Raw genomic sequence first — 22,304 nt, forward strand, 5'->3', positions numbered from 1 at the left:
TGTTTTGCGGGCAGCTCACACCGCGCAGAACAGCACGTCTAATCATAGAATCCCCACGAAATACCCATCTTGAACATGCCCGGATTGAGCGGATAGCGGGCGACGGCGAAATATTCGCCGTTGCCGAACAGCCCCATGTTGACATGCTGGTACTTCAAGAAAATACGCATTCTCTTCCACTTGGCCGTAACGAAAAGGTCGACGTAGGGATAGTTCCCCACCTCGACTTCCCGCTGGTTGTAGAACTGCGAGATGGCGGGATTGTACCCGGGGGCATAGTACCTCGTATTGTACCTGCCGTCCAAACCGGCCTGCAACCGCAGCACGTCGCGCACCACCCAGAACTCATAATAGTAGGAGAGATACGCGCTCAAAAGCGGAACGGGGACAACCTCCTGATCCGTGCTCCACTGCAACAATACCCGGTTGTCCAGATGGAATCCGCCGAAACGGAAATCCTTTCGTGCATACACGCTCGTGAGGCTCACGCTTCCGTTCTTCTGGGCGACATTGCTGTCGTTGTCGTAGTAGATTTTTCGGGAGATCACCCCCTCGGTAAATCCGGCTTCGAAAGCCATCGACGGAACCGAAAACTTCACCTCGAAACGAGTCTCATCCTCCTTGTCCAAAGGAGTCGACCATATGAAATGGTTGGAGTAGAGATGCTCCTGCCAGTAAGTCGGCGAACGGCGCTCCTGCAAGAAGCTGCCTTGGAGTATCAAAGGTCTTTGGCGGATGTACCCCGTGAGCGCGATGTGCGCGCCCAACGAAAGATCACCGCTCCGGTATCCCGAAGGATAGAATTTGAAATCGGCGCCCCAATCGACATACCTGCGGATCTTGCCCTCGACCGAACCGTAGGCGAAAATACTGGTTTTGTTCTCCTTCGTCGACTTGCCCGTGAGGTAGTCGCCCAGCGAAAACTGGGAGTAGGTGTGCACGTCGATGCCGATGCCGCCGTCGATGGTGCCGACCACGCCGTTGCGGTCCCACGGCTGGGCCTGCACGAAGAACCGGTTCGAGATCACCCGTTCGTAAGTCGAGTCGCGGGTTTCGAGCGGGTTGATGAACCAGTTCTTGTAGTAGGAAATCGTGTCGGGCACGAAATTCCCCGCGTCGTCCTTGTGTCCGCGTTCGTTGACATAGGGCACATTGTAGTCGGTGTAAACGCGGCTCCACGCATTGTATTCGAACGAATGGCCGATAAAGACGGCCGGCAGTCCCGCGATGGAGAAGTCGCGTTCGGTTACGGGAGCCAGCGGAATACCGTACGACTGCTCGATGAAGAATGCGTTGTTGCGGTAGACGTTCTTCGCCTGCGCCTCCGACAGACGCATCGGCACGCCGGTCGCCATATCGAAGGTGGTATCGACGATGGCCCACTCGCCCACCACGCCGCCGTTCTCCTGCCGTTCGATGTGGTTGTTGATGTAGCCCGCATGGACCGAGTAGCGTTTGCCCGTATGGTTGAACCCGACGGCGAGGTTGTGATTCTTGGTGCGCGACCAGTCGTACTTGCCTCGGGTGCTGCGCGACTTGTAGTTGACGTTGAATCCGGTCGAAGGCGAAATGTTCTGTGCGACCATGACGTGAAAGTTCTCCTCGCGGTAACGTTTCTGCCCCGACTCCAGATAGGTGAAGCGGATCATCGGCTTCTTGAGGTTGTAGAACGGCACGTTCTCCATCCGGTAGAGATAGACATGGTAGGGGTCGGCGAAGCCGAAATCGAAGGAAGCGGGGCGCTCGAAATAGTCGAGCGGGATCGACGCCTGCCCCAGACCGCCGATCGGAGCGTCGCCCACGCCCTTCTCGTAAAACGGATAGTCGATCCGAAAGTCGGTGAGCGCCGTATCGATCGGCCCGATCTTCACACGGTTGTACTCGCGGTCCACGTGGTAGACGAAATTGGGAAGCGCCCGGATGGAATCGTTGAAAAAATAGGATTCGAGCGGTTTGCGGATGCGGCGCTCCTTTTTGGTCGTATCCTGCAACTCGCCCTCTTCGTCCTGCGTCTCGAAAGGATTGGTCCCGTAGAGGTTGGTGTTCTCGCCCCGTTGCTGGGCACGCAGCAGAGCCGCAGCGTCGAGCTGCGCGTGCGCCGCCAGAGGCGCCGACACGGCCAGCAGACCGGCCAGCACTGCGGGAATGATTCTTTTCAAGGATTCGAACATACGGATTCCGCCGCAAAGATAATCAAAAAATTCGACGTTCGGCATCCGCTCCGCCTACCCGCCGTTTCCGCATGGCGAGCCACCGCACGGCCGAAACGACTGCATACGACACCACGACGACCGGCACGGCGCCCAGCCGCAGCAGGGCGACCGCCACGGCGCAAGCCGCCAGAAAGAGGTAGCGGAGTTCGTTGCCGCGCCAGCCGAAACCGTGGAACTTGAGGGTGAACATGCGGATCGGCGACACGAGCAGCCACGACAACGCCGCGGCCGTCAGCAGGAGCGCTTCTTTACAGACGACGAGTTTTCCGGCAGCGGCGAGCATTCCCAGCGAGGCGCAGAACAGAGCCGAAGCCGGCACGGGCAGCCCCATGAATTCGGTCTGCTGCGAAGTGTCGACATTGAATCGCGCCAGACGCAGGGCCGAAAAAGCCGCCACCGCGAAGAGCGCATACCGCCCGAGCACGTCTGCACCGCCGCTCCAGCCGAACGCCGAGGGTGCGTCGGCCCAAAGCGTGAAGAGCACCGCTGCCGGAGCCAGTCCGAACGAAATGTCGTCGGCCAGCGAATCGAGTTCGACGCCGATGGGCGACGTCCGGCGCAGAAGCCGCGCGGCGAACCCGTCGAAAAAGTCGAACACCGCGGCTGCGACGATCAGCCAGAAGGCCGCACCGAGATCGCTCCGCACGAGAGCGGCCTCAACGGCCAGACACCCGCACATGAGATTCGAGAGGGTCAGCAGATTGGGTATTGTAATCAGTTTGATCTTCATTCCTTAAAAATTTATCGTCGCAACGGAGGACAAAGTTACGAATTATTTTTATCTTTGTCTAACCGAATGGCAAATCCGACGTTTACGCCGAGCCGGACGCGATCCCGAGCCTGCTCGGAGACGACCCGGACGAGAAAGACCGTCGACATGACAACAGAACGTATATATAACTTATGGATAACCGAAAATATTGCGTGATCATGGCCGGAGGCATCGGGGCACGCTTTTGGCCCAAGAGCCGCCAGACGATGCCCAAACAGTTCCTCGACATCCTCGGAACGGGCAAATCCTTCATCCGCCACACCTATGAACGCTTTGCGAAAACAGTGCCCGGCGAAAACTTCCTCGTCGTTACCAACCAGCGTTACAAGGATCTGGTGCTGGAACATCTGCCCGAACTGCGGCCCGAACAGGTGCTCTGCGAGCCGGTGGGCCGCAACACGGCCCCCTGCATCGCCTATGCGGCCTACACGCTGCTCAGGAAAGACCCCGAAGCCGAGATGATCGTAACCCCGGCCGACCATCTGATCCTCGACGAAGAGGGCTTCCGCGCCGTGATCGGCGAATGCCTCGCCTTCGCCGCCGAACACGACGCGCTGATGACCGTCGGCATCAAGCCCACCCGCCCCGACACGGGCTACGGCTACATTCAGGTCTCGGACAGCAAGCCCGTCAGCAAGGTAAAGTGCTTCACCGAGAAACCCAATCTCGAACTGGCGCAGACGTTCCTCCAGTGCGGCGAATTCTTCTGGAATTCGGGCATCTTCGTCTGGAAGGTCTCGGCGATCGTCGAAGCGTTCCGCCGCTACCTGCCCGAACACGACCAGCTCTTCAGCGGCGTGATGCGCGCGCTGGGCACCGACGCCGAGCAGAACGTGGTGAACATGGCCTTCTCGGAGTGCCGCGCCATCTCGATCGATTACGGCATAATGGAGAAGGCCGACAACGTCTACGTCCGCTGCGGCGACTTCGGCTGGAGCGACGTCGGGACGTGGGGCTCGGTCTACCAGCACGCCCGCAAAGACCGCTACGCCAACGCCGCGCCGGCCGAGGGCTGCTACCTCTACGACACGCGCAGCAGCATCATCTCGCTGCCCGAAAAGAAGGTGGCCGTCATCAGCGGCCTGAAGGAGTATATCGTCGTCGATACGGACGACGTACTGATGATCTGCCCCCGCTCCGAGGAACAGAACATCAAAAAATACATCGACGAAGTGAAGTTCCACACGGGCGAGAAATACGTATAGCGATGTCCCGTCTGTACGACCTTTTCACGGCGCATCCCGCGGTTTCGACCGACTCGCGGCGCGTCGCACCCGATTCGCTCTTCTTCGCGCTGCGCGGCGCTTCGTTCGACGGCAATCGTTTCGCGGCCGAGGCGCTGGCCCGCGGTGCGGTCCGTGCCGTCGTGGACGACCCGGCGACCGCCGCGACGGACCCCGAGCGCATGATCCTCGTGCGCGACGCACTCGCCGCCCTGCAAGATCTCGCACGCGAACACCGCCGCGCGCTGGGGATTCCGATCCTCGCCATCACGGGCAGCAACGGCAAGACCACGACCAAGGAGCTGGTGAGTCGCGTATTGGCCGAGCGGTTCGAAGTCTGCGCCACCCGCGGCAACCTCAACAACCACATCGGTCTGCCGCTCACGCTTCTCTCGATGACCCGCGACACGGAGTTCGGCGTCGTGGAGATGGGCGCGAGCGCCTGCGGCGAGATCGCCCTGCTCTGCTCCGTCGCCGAACCCAACTACGGACTGATCACCAACATCGGACACGCCCACCTCGCAGGTTTCGGCGGTCCCGAAGGGGTGCAGCGCGGCAAAGGCGAGCTCTACGACTATCTCGCCGAAAACGGAGGCCGCGCATTCGTCGCCAGCAACGACGATACGCTCGTGGCGATGGCCGTCCGGCGCGATCCGCTGGCCGTGGAGTACTATCCGGCCGCATTGGGCGACGGAGTGGAAAACCGCCTCGAAGGAGCCTACAACCGCGCCAACATCGCCGCGGCGGTCGCCGTCGGCCGCTACTTCGACGTGGACGAGACGCGCATCCGCCACGCCATCGCCTCCTACCTGCCCGACAACTGCCGTTCGCAACGGACCGAGACCGGGCGCAACACCCTCGTCGTGGACTGCTACAACGCCAATCCGTCGAGCATGCGGGCCGCCCTTCGGAACTTCCGCACCGAGCAGCTCGGCGATCGGACATCGAAGGTACTGATCCTCGGCGATATGCTCGAACTCGGCGCATGGTCGCGCGAAGAGCATGCCGGGATCCTCGAAGCCGCCTGCGCCATTCCGGACGCACGGATTCTCGCGGTCGGCCGGGAGTTCGCCGCAGCCTGCGACGCGATCGGAGCCCTCCCCTCCGCTGCGCGGAAGTACGGCCCGCCATGCTCTCCGGTCGGAGAGCCATGCCGCGACGCACCGAAGTCGGCGTTCTTCGGCGACCCGGACACAGGGGCGCACGGCACCGTATGGACCTCCGGCTCGCCCGTATCCGGCCCGTCGGAACTTCCGGACCCCGCTTTTCGGACGAAACTCTCGGCCGCAGCCTCTCAGGCGGCACGCACCTCGTCGGAAGAATCCCGCATGCCGGAAGCATCCCGTATTACGGGATTTTCCGCCCATGCGGCGGCGCACCTTTCGGCCGCGAACGACCCGGCGACAGCTCTTCCGGCCGCGGAATCAGCGTCCGGCCGCCTATCCGCGACGGAGGCCGCCCAGCCCCGGTCCGCCGCACAGGAGTGTTTTCCGCAGGAGGCCGCAGTGCGGAAAAACGCCGAGCGGGAATCAACCGCACGGGAACACGCCGCACAAGGATGCGATACGGAGGAATCCGCCGCGGCGAATCCGACCGACGCCAAATCGTCCGCCCGTGCGGAGCACGTCGCCGGCCGACGGGAGAAGGACGACTGCGGCACACCCGGACGCCAAGCGCCCGAGTGGGGCGGGTCATTCCTCCGGCAGGACCATCCCGGCCCCCCGACGGCGGACGCACCCCGTCCGGCATCCGCCGCCGGAACGCCACTCCCCCCGCCGGAACAGGCGTGTGCGGCGCGCATCCTCCGCTTCCCCTCGCGCGACGAGCTGGCCGCCTTTCTCTCGGAGCATCCCGTGCGCAATGCCCTCGTACTGATTAAAGGCTCGCGCGGCATCGGTCTCGAAAAGATCGTGGAACTGCTTTAAGCGGCCGCCCCCCCCGAACGGCGGCGGTGCGGCAAAGAACCCCACCATACCGCACATACTATTCAGCGAACGACAAACGATGCGACGATGCAAGACCTGATCAACGGACGGTGCGGCTGGTGCGGAACGGACGAGCTGTACGTACAATACCACGACGACGAGTGGGGCAAACCGACCACCGACGACAAACGGCTGTTCGAACTCCTCGTACTGGAGAGCGCTCAGGCCGGCCTGAGCTGGATCACGATTCTCCGAAAACGGGAGGGATACCGCCGCGCTTTCTGCGATTTCGACGCCGTGCGCGTGGCACGCATGACCGACGCAGAGACCGAACGGCTGATGCGGTTCGACGGCATCGTAAGGAACCGGCTGAAAATCGAAGCGACCGTCGCCAATGCGAGACGGTTTCTCGCCATACAGAAAGAGTTCGGCAGTTTTTACCGCTACACGCTCTCGTTCTTTCCCGGCGGGCGACCGATCCGCCACACGTTCCGGTCGCTGGACGAAATACCGGCAGCGTCTCCCGAATCCGATGCCATGAGCCGGGACATGAAAATGCGAGGATTCAAATTCTTCGGCACGACGATCTGCTATGCCTTTCTCCAAGCCGCGGGATTCGTCGACGACCATCTGGCGGATTGCGTCTGTCGAAAAAGATAAACACGCTTCATGCGGCATATCGTTTCCCGCATACCTGCGGGACGGAAACGGATGCGATGCGGACACCTTCGTCCGCAATGCCCGACAGGCGCAGGACCGTTCGTCCCGCGGATGGTTCGGAGGACCTTTCCGACATCGGCCGGATTGCAACGTTTACGATCCGAAAAGTCCCGTGCCGTTTGTGCCGCAGCGGCTCGGCCGGCCACGAGCCGTCCGCGGACGCACCCCGCCGCTCCCTCGGAGCCGGCTGATTCGGGCATAGGACCGGCAAGTACAGGAAATTGCGTACTCAGACAACATTCCGGCAGCTTTCGAGCCGCCAAAATCCGGGAAAAGGCAGACTTTCATTCCATAGATCCGATCTTTACCTGCTTCCATATCGAATGGAACGGGATTTTCTCTTTCTTCCGCAGGCGCCGATCCGTCGCGGCGGCCAGCTTCGAACAAATCCGGCTTTCCCGCTCCGCCCGGCGGAAACGCCGGATTCTTTTCTTCCGTTTCGCGCCTCGGCAGAACCCGAATTCCCGTTCGCTCTGCGCTCGGCCCAAGGAAACGGTCGATTCTCACCCTTCGTATTCCCGCCCGGCAATTTCCCCGGCAAATTCGGATTACTCCCGACTCGGCGCAAATGTTCGTTTCCGAGCAATCGTTATCCCGCTCCGGAGTGCCCCGACCGGTCCGGCACTCGGCCGCTGATTCTACAGGCGCAAATAACGAAAGAATTGTTTTTATCCGATTTTATTCCTAATTTTATTGGCAAATCTCGCTCACGTATGATGAAATCGTTCCTTACCTTCGCAGCCCTGCTGCTCCTGCACGCCGCACCCCTCGCGGCGGCAGAACGGGAAGTCCGTCTCGAACGCGGCTTCGGCACCCTCTACGGCACCCTCCGCATCCCCGCAGAGGGCGCCCGCACAGCAGCTCTGCTGATCGCCGGCTCGGGTCCCACCGACCGCAACTGCAATTCGCGTCAACAGGGGCTCTACACCGACACGTTCCTCTATCTGGCCGATGCGCTGGAGAGGCAGGGCATCGCCTCGCTCCGCTACGACAAACGGGGTATCGGAGCCAGCCGCTACGACACGCCGGAAGGAATCTACGGCGTCTCGCTCGACGATTACATCGACGATGCGGCGGCATGGGTCGACTTCCTGCACGACGAAGGCTTCGAGAAGGTCGTGCTCGTCGGCCACAGCGAAGGGGCGCTGATCGCCCTCTGCGTAGCCGCGGATGCCGCCGCGGAAGAGACGCAGACAGTGCCGCCGCTCCCGACAACGGCCCCCGCGGCCGAAGCCGGGAACACGGCAGCCGGAGAGGCGTGCGGAACCGCCCGTACCGATAAAACCGCTCACGGCAAGACCCCCGGTCCGAAAGACAGGACGACGAGCCGCACGGCAAACGACGCAGCAGCAGACACAGCGGCAGCGGCGACAGGTCGAACGTCCGCCTGCACGACAGGGCATGCCACAGTCCATGCAGCCGGGCAGACGGCGGATCGTGCGGCAAAGGACTCGACGGTATTCGCAGCCGAACGCACGACCGGCGACGAGGCCGGCAAGACCGAATCCGGAACCCGGACGGCCGAAGCAGGCCCCAGCCGCAGACCGGATCACAGGATCGGCGGCGTCGTATCGCTCGCCGGCCCGGGATACCCCATCGACCGGATGCTGCTCACGCAGCTCGCGCCGCGCCTCGACATCGGAACGACGATGCGGCTGTCCGAAATCTTCAATGCGCTGCGTCAGGGCAAACCCGTGGACGACTGTCCCCGCGAACTGTCCGCGCTGTTCCAGCCCTACCTACAGAACTATTGGACCTCGCACCTCAAACGCGATCCGCAGCAGACGATCCGCCGTGTTCGCGTTCCGGTGCTGATCGTGGGCGGCACGAACGACATACAGGTTCCGCCCACCGATGCCCAAGTGCTCAAAGCGGCCCGACCGGATGCCGAACTGCTCCTCATAGAGGGCATGACGCACACGCTCAAGCAGGGCGAAGGGCGCACTGCCGAAGAGCAGATGGCGGTCTACATGGATGCCTCGCTGCCGCTCGATCCGACGCTCGCGGAGGCCGTCCCCCGTTTTATCCGCGGTCTGTGATTCGCGCAGAGTGTTCTCCCCCGAAAACCGCTGCCCGTTCGTCCGCAACCCGCCCCCGGAGGTCGCGGGGATCACCCGCCGTATGCACCCCGAAATGCCGGACGCCGAAACTCCGTCTCTTTCCCCGACGCGCGGCAACCCGCAGCGTCGCATCCGACCGACGATCCGGCAGTTGGGAAACCCCTGACTGCCTGCCGGACGTTCGTACGACGTGGAATCCGGGACCGTCTTTCGCTCCGCCGCGGAAGACGGGAACAGACGTGTCGGTGCGTCCCCATTCGCGGAACACCGCCCGCACGCCCCGGTCCGCAACCGCACCCCGCAGGTCGCCCGGCCCCTTCCGCCTCCTCGAAGCCCCCTCCTCGGGCCGGAGAGTTGGCGTTTCGAAAAAATTTCGTTATATTTGTCGTTCGGACAAGTATAAAACACAAAACGATGACCCTCAACGAATACCAGCAGCATGCGCTCGAAACGGCGATCTACCCCGACGACCAGCGCATCGTCTACCCCACGCTCGGCCTCACGGGCGAAGCGGGCGAAGTGGCCGACAAGGTGAAAAAAGTGATCCGCGACAATTCGCAGCAGTTCACCGACGAGCGCCGGCTCGAAATCGCCAAGGAGATCGGCGACGTGCTGTGGTACTGCGCCACGCTGTCGCGCGATCTGGGATTCGAACTGGACGACGTGGCCCGCTGGAACGTCGAAAAACTCCGCTCGCGCAAGCAGCGCGACCTGCTGCACGGAAGCGGCGACAACCGCTGACGGCATTCCAAAGCGGAAAGGCCGCAAACTGCGCGACTGCCGACCGGCACGAGAGCGGAGCCCCGCCGACTGCGGTCCGCGCAGCGACGACCACCGGGAAAAAGCGGCGGACAATGGCGGGGAGGGGAAGCACCGGAAACGCTCGCGGCAGACAGTGCGGACAGCGACGGTCCGGCACGAGACGCAACGGCCGCCGCCCCCCCTTCCGCGACGAAGCCGGAAGCGAAACAGGCAGGAGGCAGCCCACACCGCCGCAAAACAACCGCCGCCACGACCGAAAACGCACCAGACGGTACGGCAGACGAGCGACCAAGCCGCAGTTCCCACCGCGGCGATGGCGGCGACAGGCCTCGCAGACGATACCGGCGTAGACATCGCGGCCGCACGACGGCAAATGCGTCCCGCACACGACGCAGGCGGCCGGCGGACTGTCGCAACCGAAACGGCAGAAGGCGCGGCAGAAGGGACCGTACTCCGCAACAACCGGCGGCAGACGACACGCCCGAACCGACGAAAAGAATGGAAGACTTCATACTCAGAGAGATCGACAAGATCGGCGTATTGCTCCGGGGCATGCTGCACAAAATCGGCATACTCCGGCGAAGCGACGCACCGGAAACCGTCGGTCCAACCGCGAAAACCGAACTGGCAGACCGGCTCGACATCGAGGCACTGCTGGCCGAGGAGGACTTCGTGTCCGTGCTCGTCGAACGGCACGGATTCGGGCCGGACGATCTGGAGCTTTTCGCCGAACTGCTGGCCGATCTGGCCGCCGCGGCCGAGACGTCCGACGAAGCGCGGCGATGCGCCGCGGCGGCCTGCGCCGTCTACAGGCATCAGGATGCGCACAAGGCTCCCGCCTCGCTCGGCCGGTACTACATCCTCAAGGAATTAGCTAAGTACAACCCATAAAAACACTACCCGAAACTCCCTATGGAACAGAAACGACAACAGACCTCGATCCCCGAGAACGCCTACCGCGAACTGCGGCCGGGCGAGGAGTACACACCGCTGATGCCCGCATCGGCCAAACCGAAAGAGGTAACCCCCTACTCGGTAGGAATGGGCCTGCTGATGGCCATCGTCTTTTCGGCTGCTGCGGCCTATCTGGGCCTCAAAGTCGGTCAGGTGTTCGAAGCGGCGATTCCGATCGCCATCATCGCCGTCGGCGTAGGCAATCTGACCGGACGTAGGAACATGCTGGGGCAGAACGTCATCATACAGTCGATCGGCGCCTCGTCGGGCGTGATCGTCGCCGGAGCGATCTTCACCCTGCCGGCGCTCTACATCCTCGGACTCGACGCCCGGTTCTATCAGGTCTTCCTCTCGTCGCTCTTCGGCGGCATTCTGGGCATCGTGCTGCTGATCCCGTTCCGCAAATATTTCGTCAAGCAGATGCACGGCAAATACCCCTTCCCCGAGGCCACGGCCACGACCGAAGTGCTCGTCTCGGGCGAAAAGGGCGGCAATCAGGCCAAGCTGCTGGCCGCGGCCGGTCTCACGGGCGGCCTCTACGATTTCGTGGTCGGAACGTTCGGTCTCTGGACCGAGTCGGTCTCGACGCGCATCTGCGAGTGGGGCGCCGCAGCGGCCGATAAATTCAAAGTGGTCTTCGGCATCAACACCTCGGCCGCACTGCTCGGTCTGGGCTACATAATCGGTCTCAAATACGCGCTCATCATCACCGCGGGTTCGTGCCTCGTGTGGTTCATCGTCGTGCCGCTGGTGGGATCGTTCGCCCAGAGCATCGACCCCGCGGGCCTGACCGCACTCCTCGGCGTAACGAACGAAGCGATCCTCGCCGACCCGCAGAGCATCTTCACCCCCGAAAACCTCTATCAATTCATAGGCAAGCCGCTCGGCATCGGCGGCATCGCCATGGCCGGACTGATCGGCATCGTGCGTCAGTCGTCGATCATCAAACAGGCCGTGGGGCTCGCCGTCAAGGAGCTCGGAGGCGGCAAAAAGCAGGTCGAAACCTCCGTGCGCACGCAGCGCGACCTGACGATGAAGCTGATCCTCACGATACTCGTCGCCACGCTGGCCACCACCTTCCTCTTTTTCCAGTTCGGCGTGCTGCACAACTGGATGCAGTCGGTCGTGGCCATCGCCATCGTCTTCGTGATCGCCTTCCTTTTCACCACCGTGGCGGCCAACGCCATCGCCATCGTAGGTTCGAATCCCGTGTCGGGCATGACGCTCATGACGCTGATCCTCTCGTCGCTCGTGCTGGTGAGCGTCGGACTGAGCGGCCCGAGCGGCATGACGGCGGCGCTCGTGATCGGCGGCGTGGTCTGCACGGCGCTCTCGATGGCCGGCGGCTTCATCACCGATCTGAAGATCGGCTACTGGCTCGGCACCACGCCCCGCAAACAGGAGGGCTGGAAATTCCTCGGCACGTTCGTTGCCGCGGCGACCGTGGCGGGCGTGATGATCATCCTCAACAAAACCTACGGATTCGGCGCCGACAGCGTGCTCGTGGCGCCGCAGGCCAACGCCATGGCGGCCGTGATCCAGCCCCTCATGTCGGGCGGCACGACGCCGTGGACGCTCTACTGCTGCGGGGCGGTGCTGGCGCTCGTGCTGACGGCCGTCGGCGTGCCGACGCTCCCGTTCGCACTGGGCATGTTCATTCCCATGTCGCTCAACGCCCCGCTCGTCGTGGGCGGTCTGGTGGCATGGTTCGTCTCGTCGCGCTCGAAGGACGAGGGGCTGAACAAAGCCCGCATGGACCGCGGCACGCTCATCGCCTCGGGCTTCATCGCCGGCGGCGCCCTGATGGGCGTGGTGAGCGCCATCCTCAAATTCGCGGGCGCCGAGTGGAAGCTCACCGAGTGGGCGGCTTCGAACGGCGCCGAGTGGCTCGGACTGGCGATGTACGTCGTCCTGATCGGCTACTTCGGCTGGCATACGCTCAGAGCCCGGAAAGAGGAGTAACCCGCACACGACGGATCGCCGGAACCACGCACGGCCGTCCCGAAACCGGCGGTACGGAAGAGAGCGGAGCCGATGCGGACGGCGTGTACGCCGGCCGCGACCGACAAACGGCGCATGCGTCCGCATTCCGGCGACCGTCGTTTCCGGCAAACCGAGCGAAGAGCTTGTGCGAACTCCGTCAAGGCGAAAAAGCGAAACGAAAGATTCAACGAATAAAAAACTCGAAATATCATGGATTTAAAAGAACGTTTTCTGAAATACGTCTCCTTCGACACGCAGAGCTCGGAGGAGAGCGAAACCTACCCCTCGACCGACAAGCAGCTCGTGCTGCTGCATGAGTTGGCCGACGAGATGCGTGCGCTGGGACTGCAAGAGGTCTCGACCGACCGCTTCGGCTACACGATGGGCACGATCCCCGCGACACCCGGCTGCGAAAACGCTCCGGTCGTGGGTTTCATCGCCCACGTGGACACCTCGCCCGACATGAGCGGCAAGGACGTGAAGCCCCGCACCGTCGAGAACTACGACGGCGGCGACATCGCACTGAACGGCCATCTGACGATGAAGGTGGCGGACTTCCCCGAACTGAAGGAGTTCGTGGGCCATACGCTGATCCACACCGACGGCACGACGCTGCTCGGAGCGGACGACAAGGCGGGCGTGGCGGAGATCATGACGGCGGCCGAATACCTGATGGCCCATCCCGAGATCGCGCACGGCAAGATCCGGATCGGCTTCACGCCGGACGAAGAGGTGGGCCGCGGCGTGGACCACTTCGACGTCGCCGCTTTCGGCGCGGATTTCGCCTACACGGTGGACGGCGGTTTCGAAGGCGAACTGGAGTACGAGAACTTCAACGCCGCAGGCGCGAAGATCGAGATTCAGGGGCGCAACGTCCATCCGGGCTACGCCAAGGACAAGATGATCAACGCCATCGAAGTGGCCTGCGAGCTGAACGGCATGTTGCCCGCATGGGAACGCCCGGAGCACACCGAGGGCTACGACGGATTCTATCACTGCGTGGGGCTGAACGGCACGGTCGAGAAAGCTTCGGTGAGCTACATCATCCGCGATCACGACGCTTCGAAATTCGAACAGAAAAAGGTCTACCTGCACGACTGCGTGGCGCTGCTGGCGAAAAAATACGGCGAAGGCGTCTTGAAACTCACGCTCAAGGACCAATACTACAACATGCGGAAGATGGTCGAGCCGCATCCGCAGGTGATCGACAAGGCGCTCGAAGCGATGCGCATGGCCGGCGTCGTGCCCATCGTGAGGCCCATCCGCGGCGGCACGGACGGCGCCCGCCTCTCGTTCATGGGACTGCCCTGCCCCAATATTTTCACGGGCGGCATGAACTTCCACGGTAAATTCGAGTACGTCTCGCTCACCACGATGCACAAGGCGATGCAGACGATCATCAACCTCGCGCAGCTCTGGGCGAAGTGATCTTTCCGGACCGGCGGCGGAGCTCCGCCGCCGGTCCGGAAATTTCGAATACCGGTCCGCCACCACGCCTCCGCCCGCAAAGAAGCTGCGGACCGCCCAGCGGCGGCAACGACACGAATCCGAGGCGCGGTACAATCCGCAGCCGAGGACGGTGAGGGGAGAGACGGCCGAATTGCCGAACACCGCTCCGCAATGTCGGGGCAAACGGAGGGGGGGGGAAATAAAGAACAGCGTCGGATGCTCTTGTCGGTAACGCAATCCGAATCCGGAATCAGGCACCGGTTTCGGCCCCGGCCGTAACCGGACACCCCGCAGCCATCCGGCCGGATGACTGCCCGGCTCGCGACAGCCTGATCGCATCCTCCGCCGGCTGCGAACGGACAACACAAAGTATTTGCGACACCTGCTTTTTCATCATTTCATAGCGGGATGCCGTTGCGAAGTATATCCGCGGAAAGCGAAATATGTCCGCGGAAAGAGCGGTCCGCCGGCCGGCGGCAACGAACGGCCGGTCCACCGAGATCGGAAAGAAGATACTCTTTGTTCACGGTCCGCAATGGCGGAAACCGTCTCCCGATTCGGGGGGGGGCATACAATTCAAGGCGCGCCTCGTAAATACGCTGTAAAGCATCGCTTTCGAAGGGCCGGGCGCAATCCGGACCTCGATCGAAAACTGCCGAAACGAAAAAACAGACCAAAAATTCGACGAACGTATGGACCGATACGGGTTTCTGAAAGTCGCGGCCGCAGTGCCGCATGTACGGGTGGCCGACTGCGCGCACAACGCTGACCGCATCGTCGCCCTCGCCCAGCGGGCAGCCCAGCGGGGCGTGGAGATCGCGGCATTCCCCGAACTGTCGCTCACGGGCTACACCTGCGGCGATCTCTTCCTGCAACCGACGTTGCTCGAAGCGGCCGAAGAAGCGCTGGGCAGGGTGCTCAGAGAGACGCGCAAGCTGCCTCTCGCCCTCGTCGTCGGCATGCCCGTGCGCCACACGAACGAACTGTACAACTGTGCCGTGGTGATGGCACAGGGGCGGATCATGGGAGTGGTGCCCAAGTGCCACATCCCCAACTACAACGAATTCTACGAAGCCCGCTGGTTCTCATCGGGCGCCGAGATCGCATCGGACACGGTCGTGCTCGCCGGCCGGGAAGCCGACTTCGGCCGCGACCTCACCTTCGCGGTGAACGGCGCCGAGTTCGGCGTGGAGATCTGCGAAGATCTGTGGGTCGCCGCACCGCCGTCGTCGCAACTGGCGCTCGCCGGTGCGACGACGATCTTCAACCTCTCGGCTTCGCCCGAAACGGCAGGCAAGCACGACTACCTGCGCACGCTCGTGGCCCAGCAGTCGGCCCGCACGCTCTCGGCCTACGTCTACTGTTCGGCCGGCGCGGGCGAATCGTCGACCGATCTGGTATTCGCAGGCAATGCCCTGATCGCCGAGAACGGCACCATTCTGCGCGAAAGCGAACGTTTCGCCACGGAGGAGCAACTTGTCGTAGCCGACGTGGACATCGAACGGCTCGAAACCGAGCGGCGCCGCACGACGACCTTCCGCACGGAGGAGGCCGCGGCCGAAACGACGGTCGTCGAACTGGAGATCGCCGAGAGTCTGCGGACCGAGACCCTCGACCGCGACATCGCCCCTCTGCCCTTCGTACCGTCGGACGCGGCGCGGCGCGGCACGCGTTGCGAGGAGATTCTCTCGATCCAGAGCTGCGGCCTCGCCCAACGGCTCAGACATACGGGTTGCACATGCGCCGTCCTCGGCATCTCGGGCGGCCTCGACTCGACCCTCGCCCTGCTCGTGGCGGTGCGCACGTTCGACCGGCTCGGCCTCGACCGCAAGGGAATCGTCGGCATCACGATGCCGGGCTTCGGAACCACCGACCGCACCCACCGCAATGCCGTGGAACTGATGCGCGAGTTGGGGGTCGACGCCCGCGAAATCCCCATCCGCAAGGCGTGCGAACAACATTTCGCCGACATCGGGCTCGACCCCGCGGATCGCTCGGCGGCCTACGAGAATGCACAGGCCCGCGAGCGGACGCAGATACTAATGGACGTGGCCAACGCGGTCGGCGGACTGGTGATCGGTACGGGCGACCTGAGCGAACTGGCCCTCGGCTGGGCCACCTACAACGGCGACCAGATGTCGATGTACGGCCTGAATGCCTCGGTGCCCAAGACACTCGTTCGGCATTTGGTGGCATGGGCGGCGGATGCAGCCGGCGGACGTATCCGCGACATCCTGCTCGACATTTGCGACACCCCCGTGAGCCCCGAACTGCTCCCGGCGGACGAGGCCGGCGGCATCGCCCAGAGAACCGAGGAACTCGTGGGGCCCTACGAACTGCACGACTTTTTCCTCTACCACTTCGTCCGCTCGGGCTTCGGCCCCGCGAAGCTCCTCTACCTCGCACAGAGCGCTTTCCGCGGCCGCTACGACCGCAGGACGATTCTCCGCTGGATGCGCACGTTCTTCCGCCGCTTCTTCGCCCAGCAGTTCAAACGTTCGGCGATGCCCGACGGCCCGAAGGTGGGTAGTGTCTCTCTCTCGCCGCGCGGCGACTGGCGCATGCCTTCGGACGCCTCGGCCGCTGTCTGGCTGACGCAGCTCGACGAACTGGAAGAAGCCGGTTGACCGGACGGCGCCCCGTCCGGCACGCTCTTTTGAAAGAGTGTACGAAAAACAATGTTTTCGATAAGCCGAGCGCCGAGACGAACTCCGGTTCAGGTTCAGCCGAGGCGAGAAAACGACTGCCCGCAAGGCGAACGTTTTCGATAAGCCGAGCGCTGTGCCGAACTCTGGTTCAGGTTCAGCCGAGGCAAGAAATAGATGAAAGAAGCACAACGAAACATTCAACGAAAAATGAAGAAATTCTTACTTTGGACACTTCTGTTCTGCATGGCCGGTGCAAGTTCCTGCGACCTGCTCGAAAAAGAGAATGACCAAGGCGACGACGGACCTATCACGACACCCGACGACCGCCCGTTCCTTTCGATCGAACTGGAACGCTTGCGGACCCTCGTTCTTCCGGACGACGAGGTGCGGATCGGCTTCACAGTCCGCACCGGCAACATACCGGAACAGACGGAGGAAGAGCCGCTCGATATCGTCTATGAAGCATGGACCAGCGACGAATCGGTCTATGAAGCAGAAGTGCTGACCGAAGGGGACCGCGCGGGCGCACTCGTTGTCCGCGGCATCGGCGACGCGGCAGGACGCATCCCGGGCGAAGTCGTCCTGCGTGCCGCGAACGACCGAACGGCGCAGGAAGTCGTCGTAACGCTCGAAGAACTCTCCTGCACGCTTGCCGGCGCTCCCGCTGAAAACACCTATATCGCTTCGTCCGAAGGCGGTACGCTGGAGATCGTCATCGAAAGCAACGCCATGCGGCCGTTGCCTCTCACGGTAAACGAGGAGTGGATCGGATACGACTCCGCAGAGACGCAGATCGAAAGCGACGAAGAAGCCGGATTCAGCCGCCAGCGCCACACGCTGCGGCTCGAACCGCACACCGAAGGCAGTTCCGCACGCGAAGGCAGCGTCGTACTGCTCGCCGCAGACGGATTCGCACTGTTGGAATTCGTCGTTCGGCAGGAGGTGGACTTCGCGGCAAACGGCCGCGAAATGGTGCTCCGCGTGCGCGCCTCGGCCGGCAACGCACGCACGGTCCATCTGCCCCTGCTCGATGTCGACAACTGCACGGTCGATTGGGGAGACGGAACGATCGAGCGCTACGAGCACTACGACGGTTATGCGAACGCCATACACCACACCTACGAAACGGCGGGCGAATATGCGGTAACGATCCGCGGAAGGGTGCCGCGTATCTCGGTTTTCGCCATGCCTCAGGCGGCACAGACGAACTGCATCCTCGCCGTGGAAAAGTGGGGCAACCTCGGAGCCGAGGAGATCATTCTGCGCGACCTCACGTCGCTCGAACGGATCGCTGCCGACACGGACGGAGCCTTCTCGCTCATCGAGGTTTTCGACCGCACCTTCCTCGGCTGCACCGGACTGACCGAACTGCCCGCAGGGCTCTTCGCGCACGCCGCGGCCGCCGTAACTTTCGAAGCGACCTTCTACGAATGCACGGGGCTCCGGAGCCTTCCCGACGGACTGTTCGAGGGGGCGGACCCCAAAACCTTCGATACGGTTTTCGCAAGATGCACGGGACTCAAGGAGCTGCCTGCGGATCTCTTCCGCGGATGCCGGAGCGCCGATCTTTTCCACCGCACATTCGAAGAGTGCACGGGGCTCACGCACCTGCCCGCCGATCTTTTCGCCCCCTGCACCGAGGCATCGCGTTTCAAAGCGACCTTCTACGGCTGCACCGGACTGACCGAACTGCCCGCAGGACTTTTCGCACACAACTCCGAGGTCGACAGCTTCGGCGGTGAAACCATCTATTACGAAGGCACCTCCTACAAGGAAGAAAAAGGACTGTTCGCAGGCTGCACCGCCCTCCGGTCGATTCCAGAGACGCTCTTTGCAGGCAACCCGCAGGCGGAAGACTTCTCCATGGCGTTTCTCGGCTGCAAAAGCCTCACCCGCATTCCGGCCGGATTCTTCGATGCCAACAGCGAACTGGAGGATCTGACAAGTACCTTCGAGGGTTGCACGGCTCTCGAAACGATCCCCGAAGGATTGTTCGACCGCAACGAAAAACTGAGCGATCTGACCGACGCTTTCGCAGCTTGCGAATCGCTTCGCACGATACCCGCCGGTCTGTTCGACCGCAACCGTCTGATACTCTCTTTCTTCAGGACTTTCGCCGGCTGTTCGGCCCTCGAAGGCGAATCGCCCGCAACCGAAATCGGCGACCGCATATACCACCTCTACGAACGTGCGGAGAATCCCGTAGAGTTCACCGTGCCCGACGGCCGCTATTGCTATGCGGACTGCACCGGCCTCACAGACTACGACCGGATTCCCGAAGAGTGGAAATAGCTCCGGACACGCGACAGAAAGGGGGCGGGAATCACTCCCAAAATACGGCATCCCCCGGCTGGCAAAATCGCAGGCCGAGGGGAATTCGCATATGCGACAGATGAAGACCGAACGGCGCACGCCCCCCTTCGGAGCTGCCGCACGTCAGATCTGCTTGCGCAGCCGGGCCACGGGGATGCCCAGCATCTCGCGGTATTTGGCCACCGTGCGGCGGGCGATGCGGTAGCCTTTGGCGTTGAGCATGTCCATCAGGGTCTCGTCGGTCAGCGGACGCCGCTTGTCCTCCTCGTCGATGCACCGCTGCAACAGATTCTTGATCTCGTAGCTCGACACCTCCTCGCCCGAGTCGGTCTGCATCGCCTCCGAGAAAAGCGACTTGAGCAGAATGATGCCGAACTGCGTCTGCACGTATTTGCTGTTCACCACGCGCGAAATGGTCGAGACGTCGAGTCCCGTGCGGTCGGCGATGTCCTTGAGGATCATCGGGCGCAGCTTGCTCTTGTCGCCGTCCTTGAAATACTCCTGCTGGTAGTCCAGAATGGTCTGCATCGTCCGCATCAGCGTATCGTGGCGCTGTTTGATGGCCGAAATGAACCACTTGGCCGAATCGATCTTACTCTTGACGAACTGGAGCGCCTCGCGGTCCTTCTCCTTCACCGTACCGTCCGATGCGACCATGTCGCGGATCATGTCCACATAGCGGCGGTTGACGCGCACCTCGGGCACGTTGTACGAATTGAGCGACAACTCGAAACGTCCGTCGTGGAAGTCGAGCAGGAAGTCGGGGATGATGTAGGGCGTGGTATCCGTCCCGCCCTCCGAATAAAGATTTCCGGGCTTGGGCGAGAGGCGCCGTATCTCGTCGATGGCGTCGCGGAACTCGTCCTCCGTAACTTGCAGACGGGCGATCAGTTTCTCGTAGTGCTTCTTGACGAACTCGTCGAAATAGGAGGTCAGAATCTTGCGGGCCAGCCGCCGTGCACGGCTGTTGAGCGGGATCTGGTCCATTTGCAGCAACAGGCATTCCTGCAAGTTGCGGGCCCCGACCCCCGCGGGCTCCAGCTCGTGGATGATCTTCAACAGACGCTCCAGTTCGGCCGGAGTAACCTCGACGCCCATCGTAAAAGCGATGTCGTCCGCGACCGATTCGAGGTCGCGGCGCAGGTAGCCGTCTTCGTCGATGCTGCCGATGAGGTAGACCGCCAGACGCATCTCGCGCTCCGAGAGGTCGCGGTAGCCGAGCTGCTCGACCAGATACTCCTGCAGCGAGCGACCCTCGGAAAGGTAGACGGGCCGCTGTTTGTCGTCTTTCGAATAGTTGTTGATACGGCTCTTGTACGACGGCGTGTCGTCCTCGCGCAGATACTCCTCGACCGAAATCTCCCGCGGCTCCTCCTCTTCGGGCGAGCGTTCCTCCTCTTCGAGCACGATGTTGTCCTCGATCTCCTGCTTGATGCGCTGTTCGAGCTGCACGGTGGGCAGCTCCAGCAGCTTGATCATCTGGATTTGCTGCGGGGAGAGTTTCTGTTGCAGCGAAAGCACCTGTTTCTGGTTTATGGCCATATCGTATCCTCCAATTTAGAATTCCACAAGACAATCATATCCTTTCGAATGCCCGTCTTCCGCCTCCGTCCGCACCTCGGATCGCGGCTTCGCACGGCCCGGATCCGCGTTCACGAATCCGCCGCCGAATCCACCGGAAGAGGCTCCGGTCATGCCCCGGCGCGAAAACGATCCGGCCGGCGCCCCGAACAATCGAAGTCTACAATCGAATTCCATAAATATCAAAATTCGAAATTGGTCTCTTCTTCGTACATAAGGGTTTCCGGGCGGAGCGGTCAGAACTCCGCGTTCTTCGGGTAGCGCGGGAACGGGATCACATCGCGGATGTTGGTCATGCCCGTTACGAAGAGCAGCAGCCGTTCGAAGCCCAGTCCGAATCCGGAGTGAGGCGCCGAACCCCAGCGACGGGTGTCGAGGTACCACCAGAGTTCCCTCTCGTTCATGCGCAATTCGCGCACACGAGCACAAAGCTTGCCATAGTCGGCCTCGCGCTCCGAACCGCCGATGATTTCGCCGATTTTGGGGAACAATACGTCCATGGCGCGCACCGTTCGGCCGTCGTCGTTCTGCTTCATGTAGAAAGCCTTGATCTCCTTGGGATAGTTGACGAGGATCACCGGCCGTTTGAAATGCTCCTCCACCAGATAGCGTTCGTGCTCCGACTGCAAGTCGCAGCCCCAGTCGCAGGGGAACTCGAACTTGCGGCCCGAAGCCTTCAGAATCTCGATGCCCTCGGTGTAGTCCAGCCGCTCGAAATCGTTCTCCACGACGAAATGGAGCCGCGCGAGCAGCTCGGGGTCCCACATCTTGCCGAGGAATTCGAGGTCCTCGGCGCAATGCTCCAACGCATAGCGGATCAGGTATTTGAGAAAATCCTCCGCCAGCTCCATGTTGTCCTCCAGCTCGTAGAAAGCCATCTCCGGCTCGATCATCCAGAACTCCGACAGATGGCGCGGCGTATTGGAGTTCTCGGCGCGGAACGTGGGGCCGAACGTATAGATGCGGCCCAGCGCCAGCGCCCCCAGCTCGCCTTCGAGCTGACCCGAGACGGTCAGGTTGCAAGGCTTGCCGAAGAAGTCCTGCGCATAGTCCACCCGGCCCTCCGCCGTGCGGGGCACGTCGTTCAGATCGAAGGTCGTAACGTTGAACATCGCACCCGCCCCCTCGCAGTCCGATCCGGTGATGAGCGGAGTGTGGAAGTAGTAGAATCCGTTCCGGTTGAAATATTCGTGGATCGCAAAGGCCATGGCATGACGGATGCGCAGTACGGCCCCGAACGTGTTGGTGCGGGGACGCAGATAGGCGATGTCGCGCAGGAACTCCAACGAATGCCCCTTCTTCTGCAACGGATAGGTTTCGGGATCGGCCGTACCGTAGATCTCGATCCGCCCGGCCTGCACCTCGACCCCCTGCCCGGCACCCATCGACTTCACGAGCCGACCGTCCACGCGGATGCAGGCGCCCGTCGTAACGGGCTTGAGCTGCTCCTCGCCGAATTTCGCCAGATCGACCACGATCTGTATGTTCGACACGCACGACCCGTCGTTCAGAGCGATGAAGGCCACGTTCTTGTTGCCGCGCTTGGTACGTACCCATCCCTTGACCGTTATATCGACATCCACATCGGTCGATTTCAGTATTTCAGCGATTCTCAACCTTTTCATACGATTCGTTTTAGCTGTGATTTTCCAAGACTTTTTCGAATTTACAAAGGTAGGCAAATATTTGCGATTCGGCAAA

Annotated in this window: 13 protein-coding genes and 1 pseudogene; 10 read left to right on the plus strand and 4 right to left on the minus strand. The window is 62.2% G+C overall.

Translation table 11 applies throughout. The annotated features are described in order from the left end of the window. Window positions 1-38 precede the first annotated feature (38 nt). Window positions 39-2,159 (minus strand): putative porin, encoded by a 2,121-nt coding sequence (locus tag BN3659_RS09820; RefSeq protein WP_317041654.1) that lies wholly within the window; start codon window positions 2,157-2,159, stop codon window positions 39-41. A 34-nt stretch (window positions 2,160-2,193) separates the two neighbouring features. Further along, on the minus strand, window positions 2,194-2,943 hold the full coding sequence (gene pssA / locus BN3659_RS09825; RefSeq protein ID WP_091536598.1) for a CDP-diacylglycerol--serine O-phosphatidyltransferase: 750 nt from the start codon (window positions 2,941-2,943) through the stop codon (window positions 2,194-2,196). Window positions 2,944-3,116: 173 nt separating this feature from the next. Between pssA and BN3659_RS09830 the strand changes: the two genes are divergently transcribed. From BN3659_RS09830 to BN3659_RS09880, 10 genes and pseudogenes are all read left to right on the plus strand, one after another. Then, window positions 3,117-4,190 (plus strand): mannose-1-phosphate guanylyltransferase, encoded by a 1,074-nt coding sequence (locus tag BN3659_RS09830; protein ID WP_171847749.1) that lies wholly within the window; start codon window positions 3,117-3,119, stop codon window positions 4,188-4,190. Window positions 4,191-4,192: 2 nt separating this feature from the next. After that, window positions 4,193-5,314: pseudogene (locus BN3659_RS13530) on the plus strand (UDP-N-acetylmuramoyl-tripeptide--D-alanyl-D-alanine ligase); the annotation flags it as partial. A 906-nt stretch (window positions 5,315-6,220) separates the two neighbouring features. Further along, window positions 6,221-6,793, plus strand: a complete 573-nt coding sequence (locus BN3659_RS09840; protein WP_091536602.1) for a DNA-3-methyladenine glycosylase I — start codon at window positions 6,221-6,223, stop codon at window positions 6,791-6,793. A gap of 773 nt (window positions 6,794-7,566) precedes the next feature. Next, window positions 7,567-8,892 carry an alpha/beta hydrolase gene (locus tag BN3659_RS09850; protein WP_141682557.1) on the plus strand — a complete coding sequence of 442 codons (1,326 nt, stop codon included), beginning with the start codon at window positions 7,567-7,569 and terminating at the stop codon, window positions 8,890-8,892. Between the two features lie 435 nt (window positions 8,893-9,327). Further along, window positions 9,328-9,654: a nucleoside triphosphate pyrophosphohydrolase family protein gene (locus BN3659_RS09855; RefSeq protein WP_091536606.1), complete on the plus strand. Its 327-nt coding sequence runs from the start codon at window positions 9,328-9,330 to the stop codon at window positions 9,652-9,654. A gap of 519 nt (window positions 9,655-10,173) precedes the next feature. Then, the gene (locus tag BN3659_RS09860) at window positions 10,174-10,566 is read left to right on the plus strand and encodes a hypothetical protein (RefSeq protein ID WP_091536607.1); all 393 of its coding nucleotides are present in this window, start codon (window positions 10,174-10,176) and stop codon (window positions 10,564-10,566) included. A 21-nt stretch (window positions 10,567-10,587) separates the two neighbouring features. Beyond that, window positions 10,588-12,591, plus strand: coding sequence for an OPT family oligopeptide transporter (locus BN3659_RS09865; protein ID WP_091536609.1), 2,004 nt, complete (start codon window positions 10,588-10,590; stop codon window positions 12,589-12,591). Window positions 12,592-12,822: 231 nt separating this feature from the next. Further along, window positions 12,823-14,040, plus strand: a complete 1,218-nt coding sequence (gene pepT, locus BN3659_RS09870) for a peptidase T (RefSeq protein WP_091536610.1) — start codon at window positions 12,823-12,825, stop codon at window positions 14,038-14,040. 713 nt (window positions 14,041-14,753) lie between these two features. Further along, entirely contained in the window at window positions 14,754-16,688 is a 1,935-nt protein-coding gene (locus BN3659_RS09875) for an NAD(+) synthase (RefSeq protein ID WP_091536612.1), read from the plus strand. A 228-nt stretch (window positions 16,689-16,916) separates the two neighbouring features. Further along, on the plus strand, window positions 16,917-19,001 hold the full coding sequence (locus BN3659_RS09880; RefSeq protein ID WP_091536613.1) for a leucine-rich repeat domain-containing protein: 2,085 nt from the start codon (window positions 16,917-16,919) through the stop codon (window positions 18,999-19,001). A 144-nt stretch (window positions 19,002-19,145) separates the two neighbouring features. Here BN3659_RS09880 and rpoN read toward each other — a convergent pair whose 3' ends face one another. Beyond that, window positions 19,146-20,564: an RNA polymerase factor sigma-54 gene (gene rpoN, locus BN3659_RS09885; RefSeq protein WP_091536615.1), complete on the minus strand. Its 1,419-nt coding sequence runs from the start codon at window positions 20,562-20,564 to the stop codon at window positions 19,146-19,148. 275 nt (window positions 20,565-20,839) lie between these two features. After that, window positions 20,840-22,228 (minus strand): asparagine--tRNA ligase, encoded by a 1,389-nt coding sequence (asnS, locus tag BN3659_RS09890; RefSeq protein WP_091536617.1) that lies wholly within the window; start codon window positions 22,226-22,228, stop codon window positions 20,840-20,842. Window positions 22,229-22,304 lie beyond the last annotated feature (76 nt).

Origin of the sequence: Alistipes sp. CHKCI003, assembly GCF_900021155.1 — a bacterium.
Classification (GTDB): domain Bacteria; phylum Bacteroidota; class Bacteroidia; order Bacteroidales; family Rikenellaceae; genus Alistipes; species Alistipes excrementavium.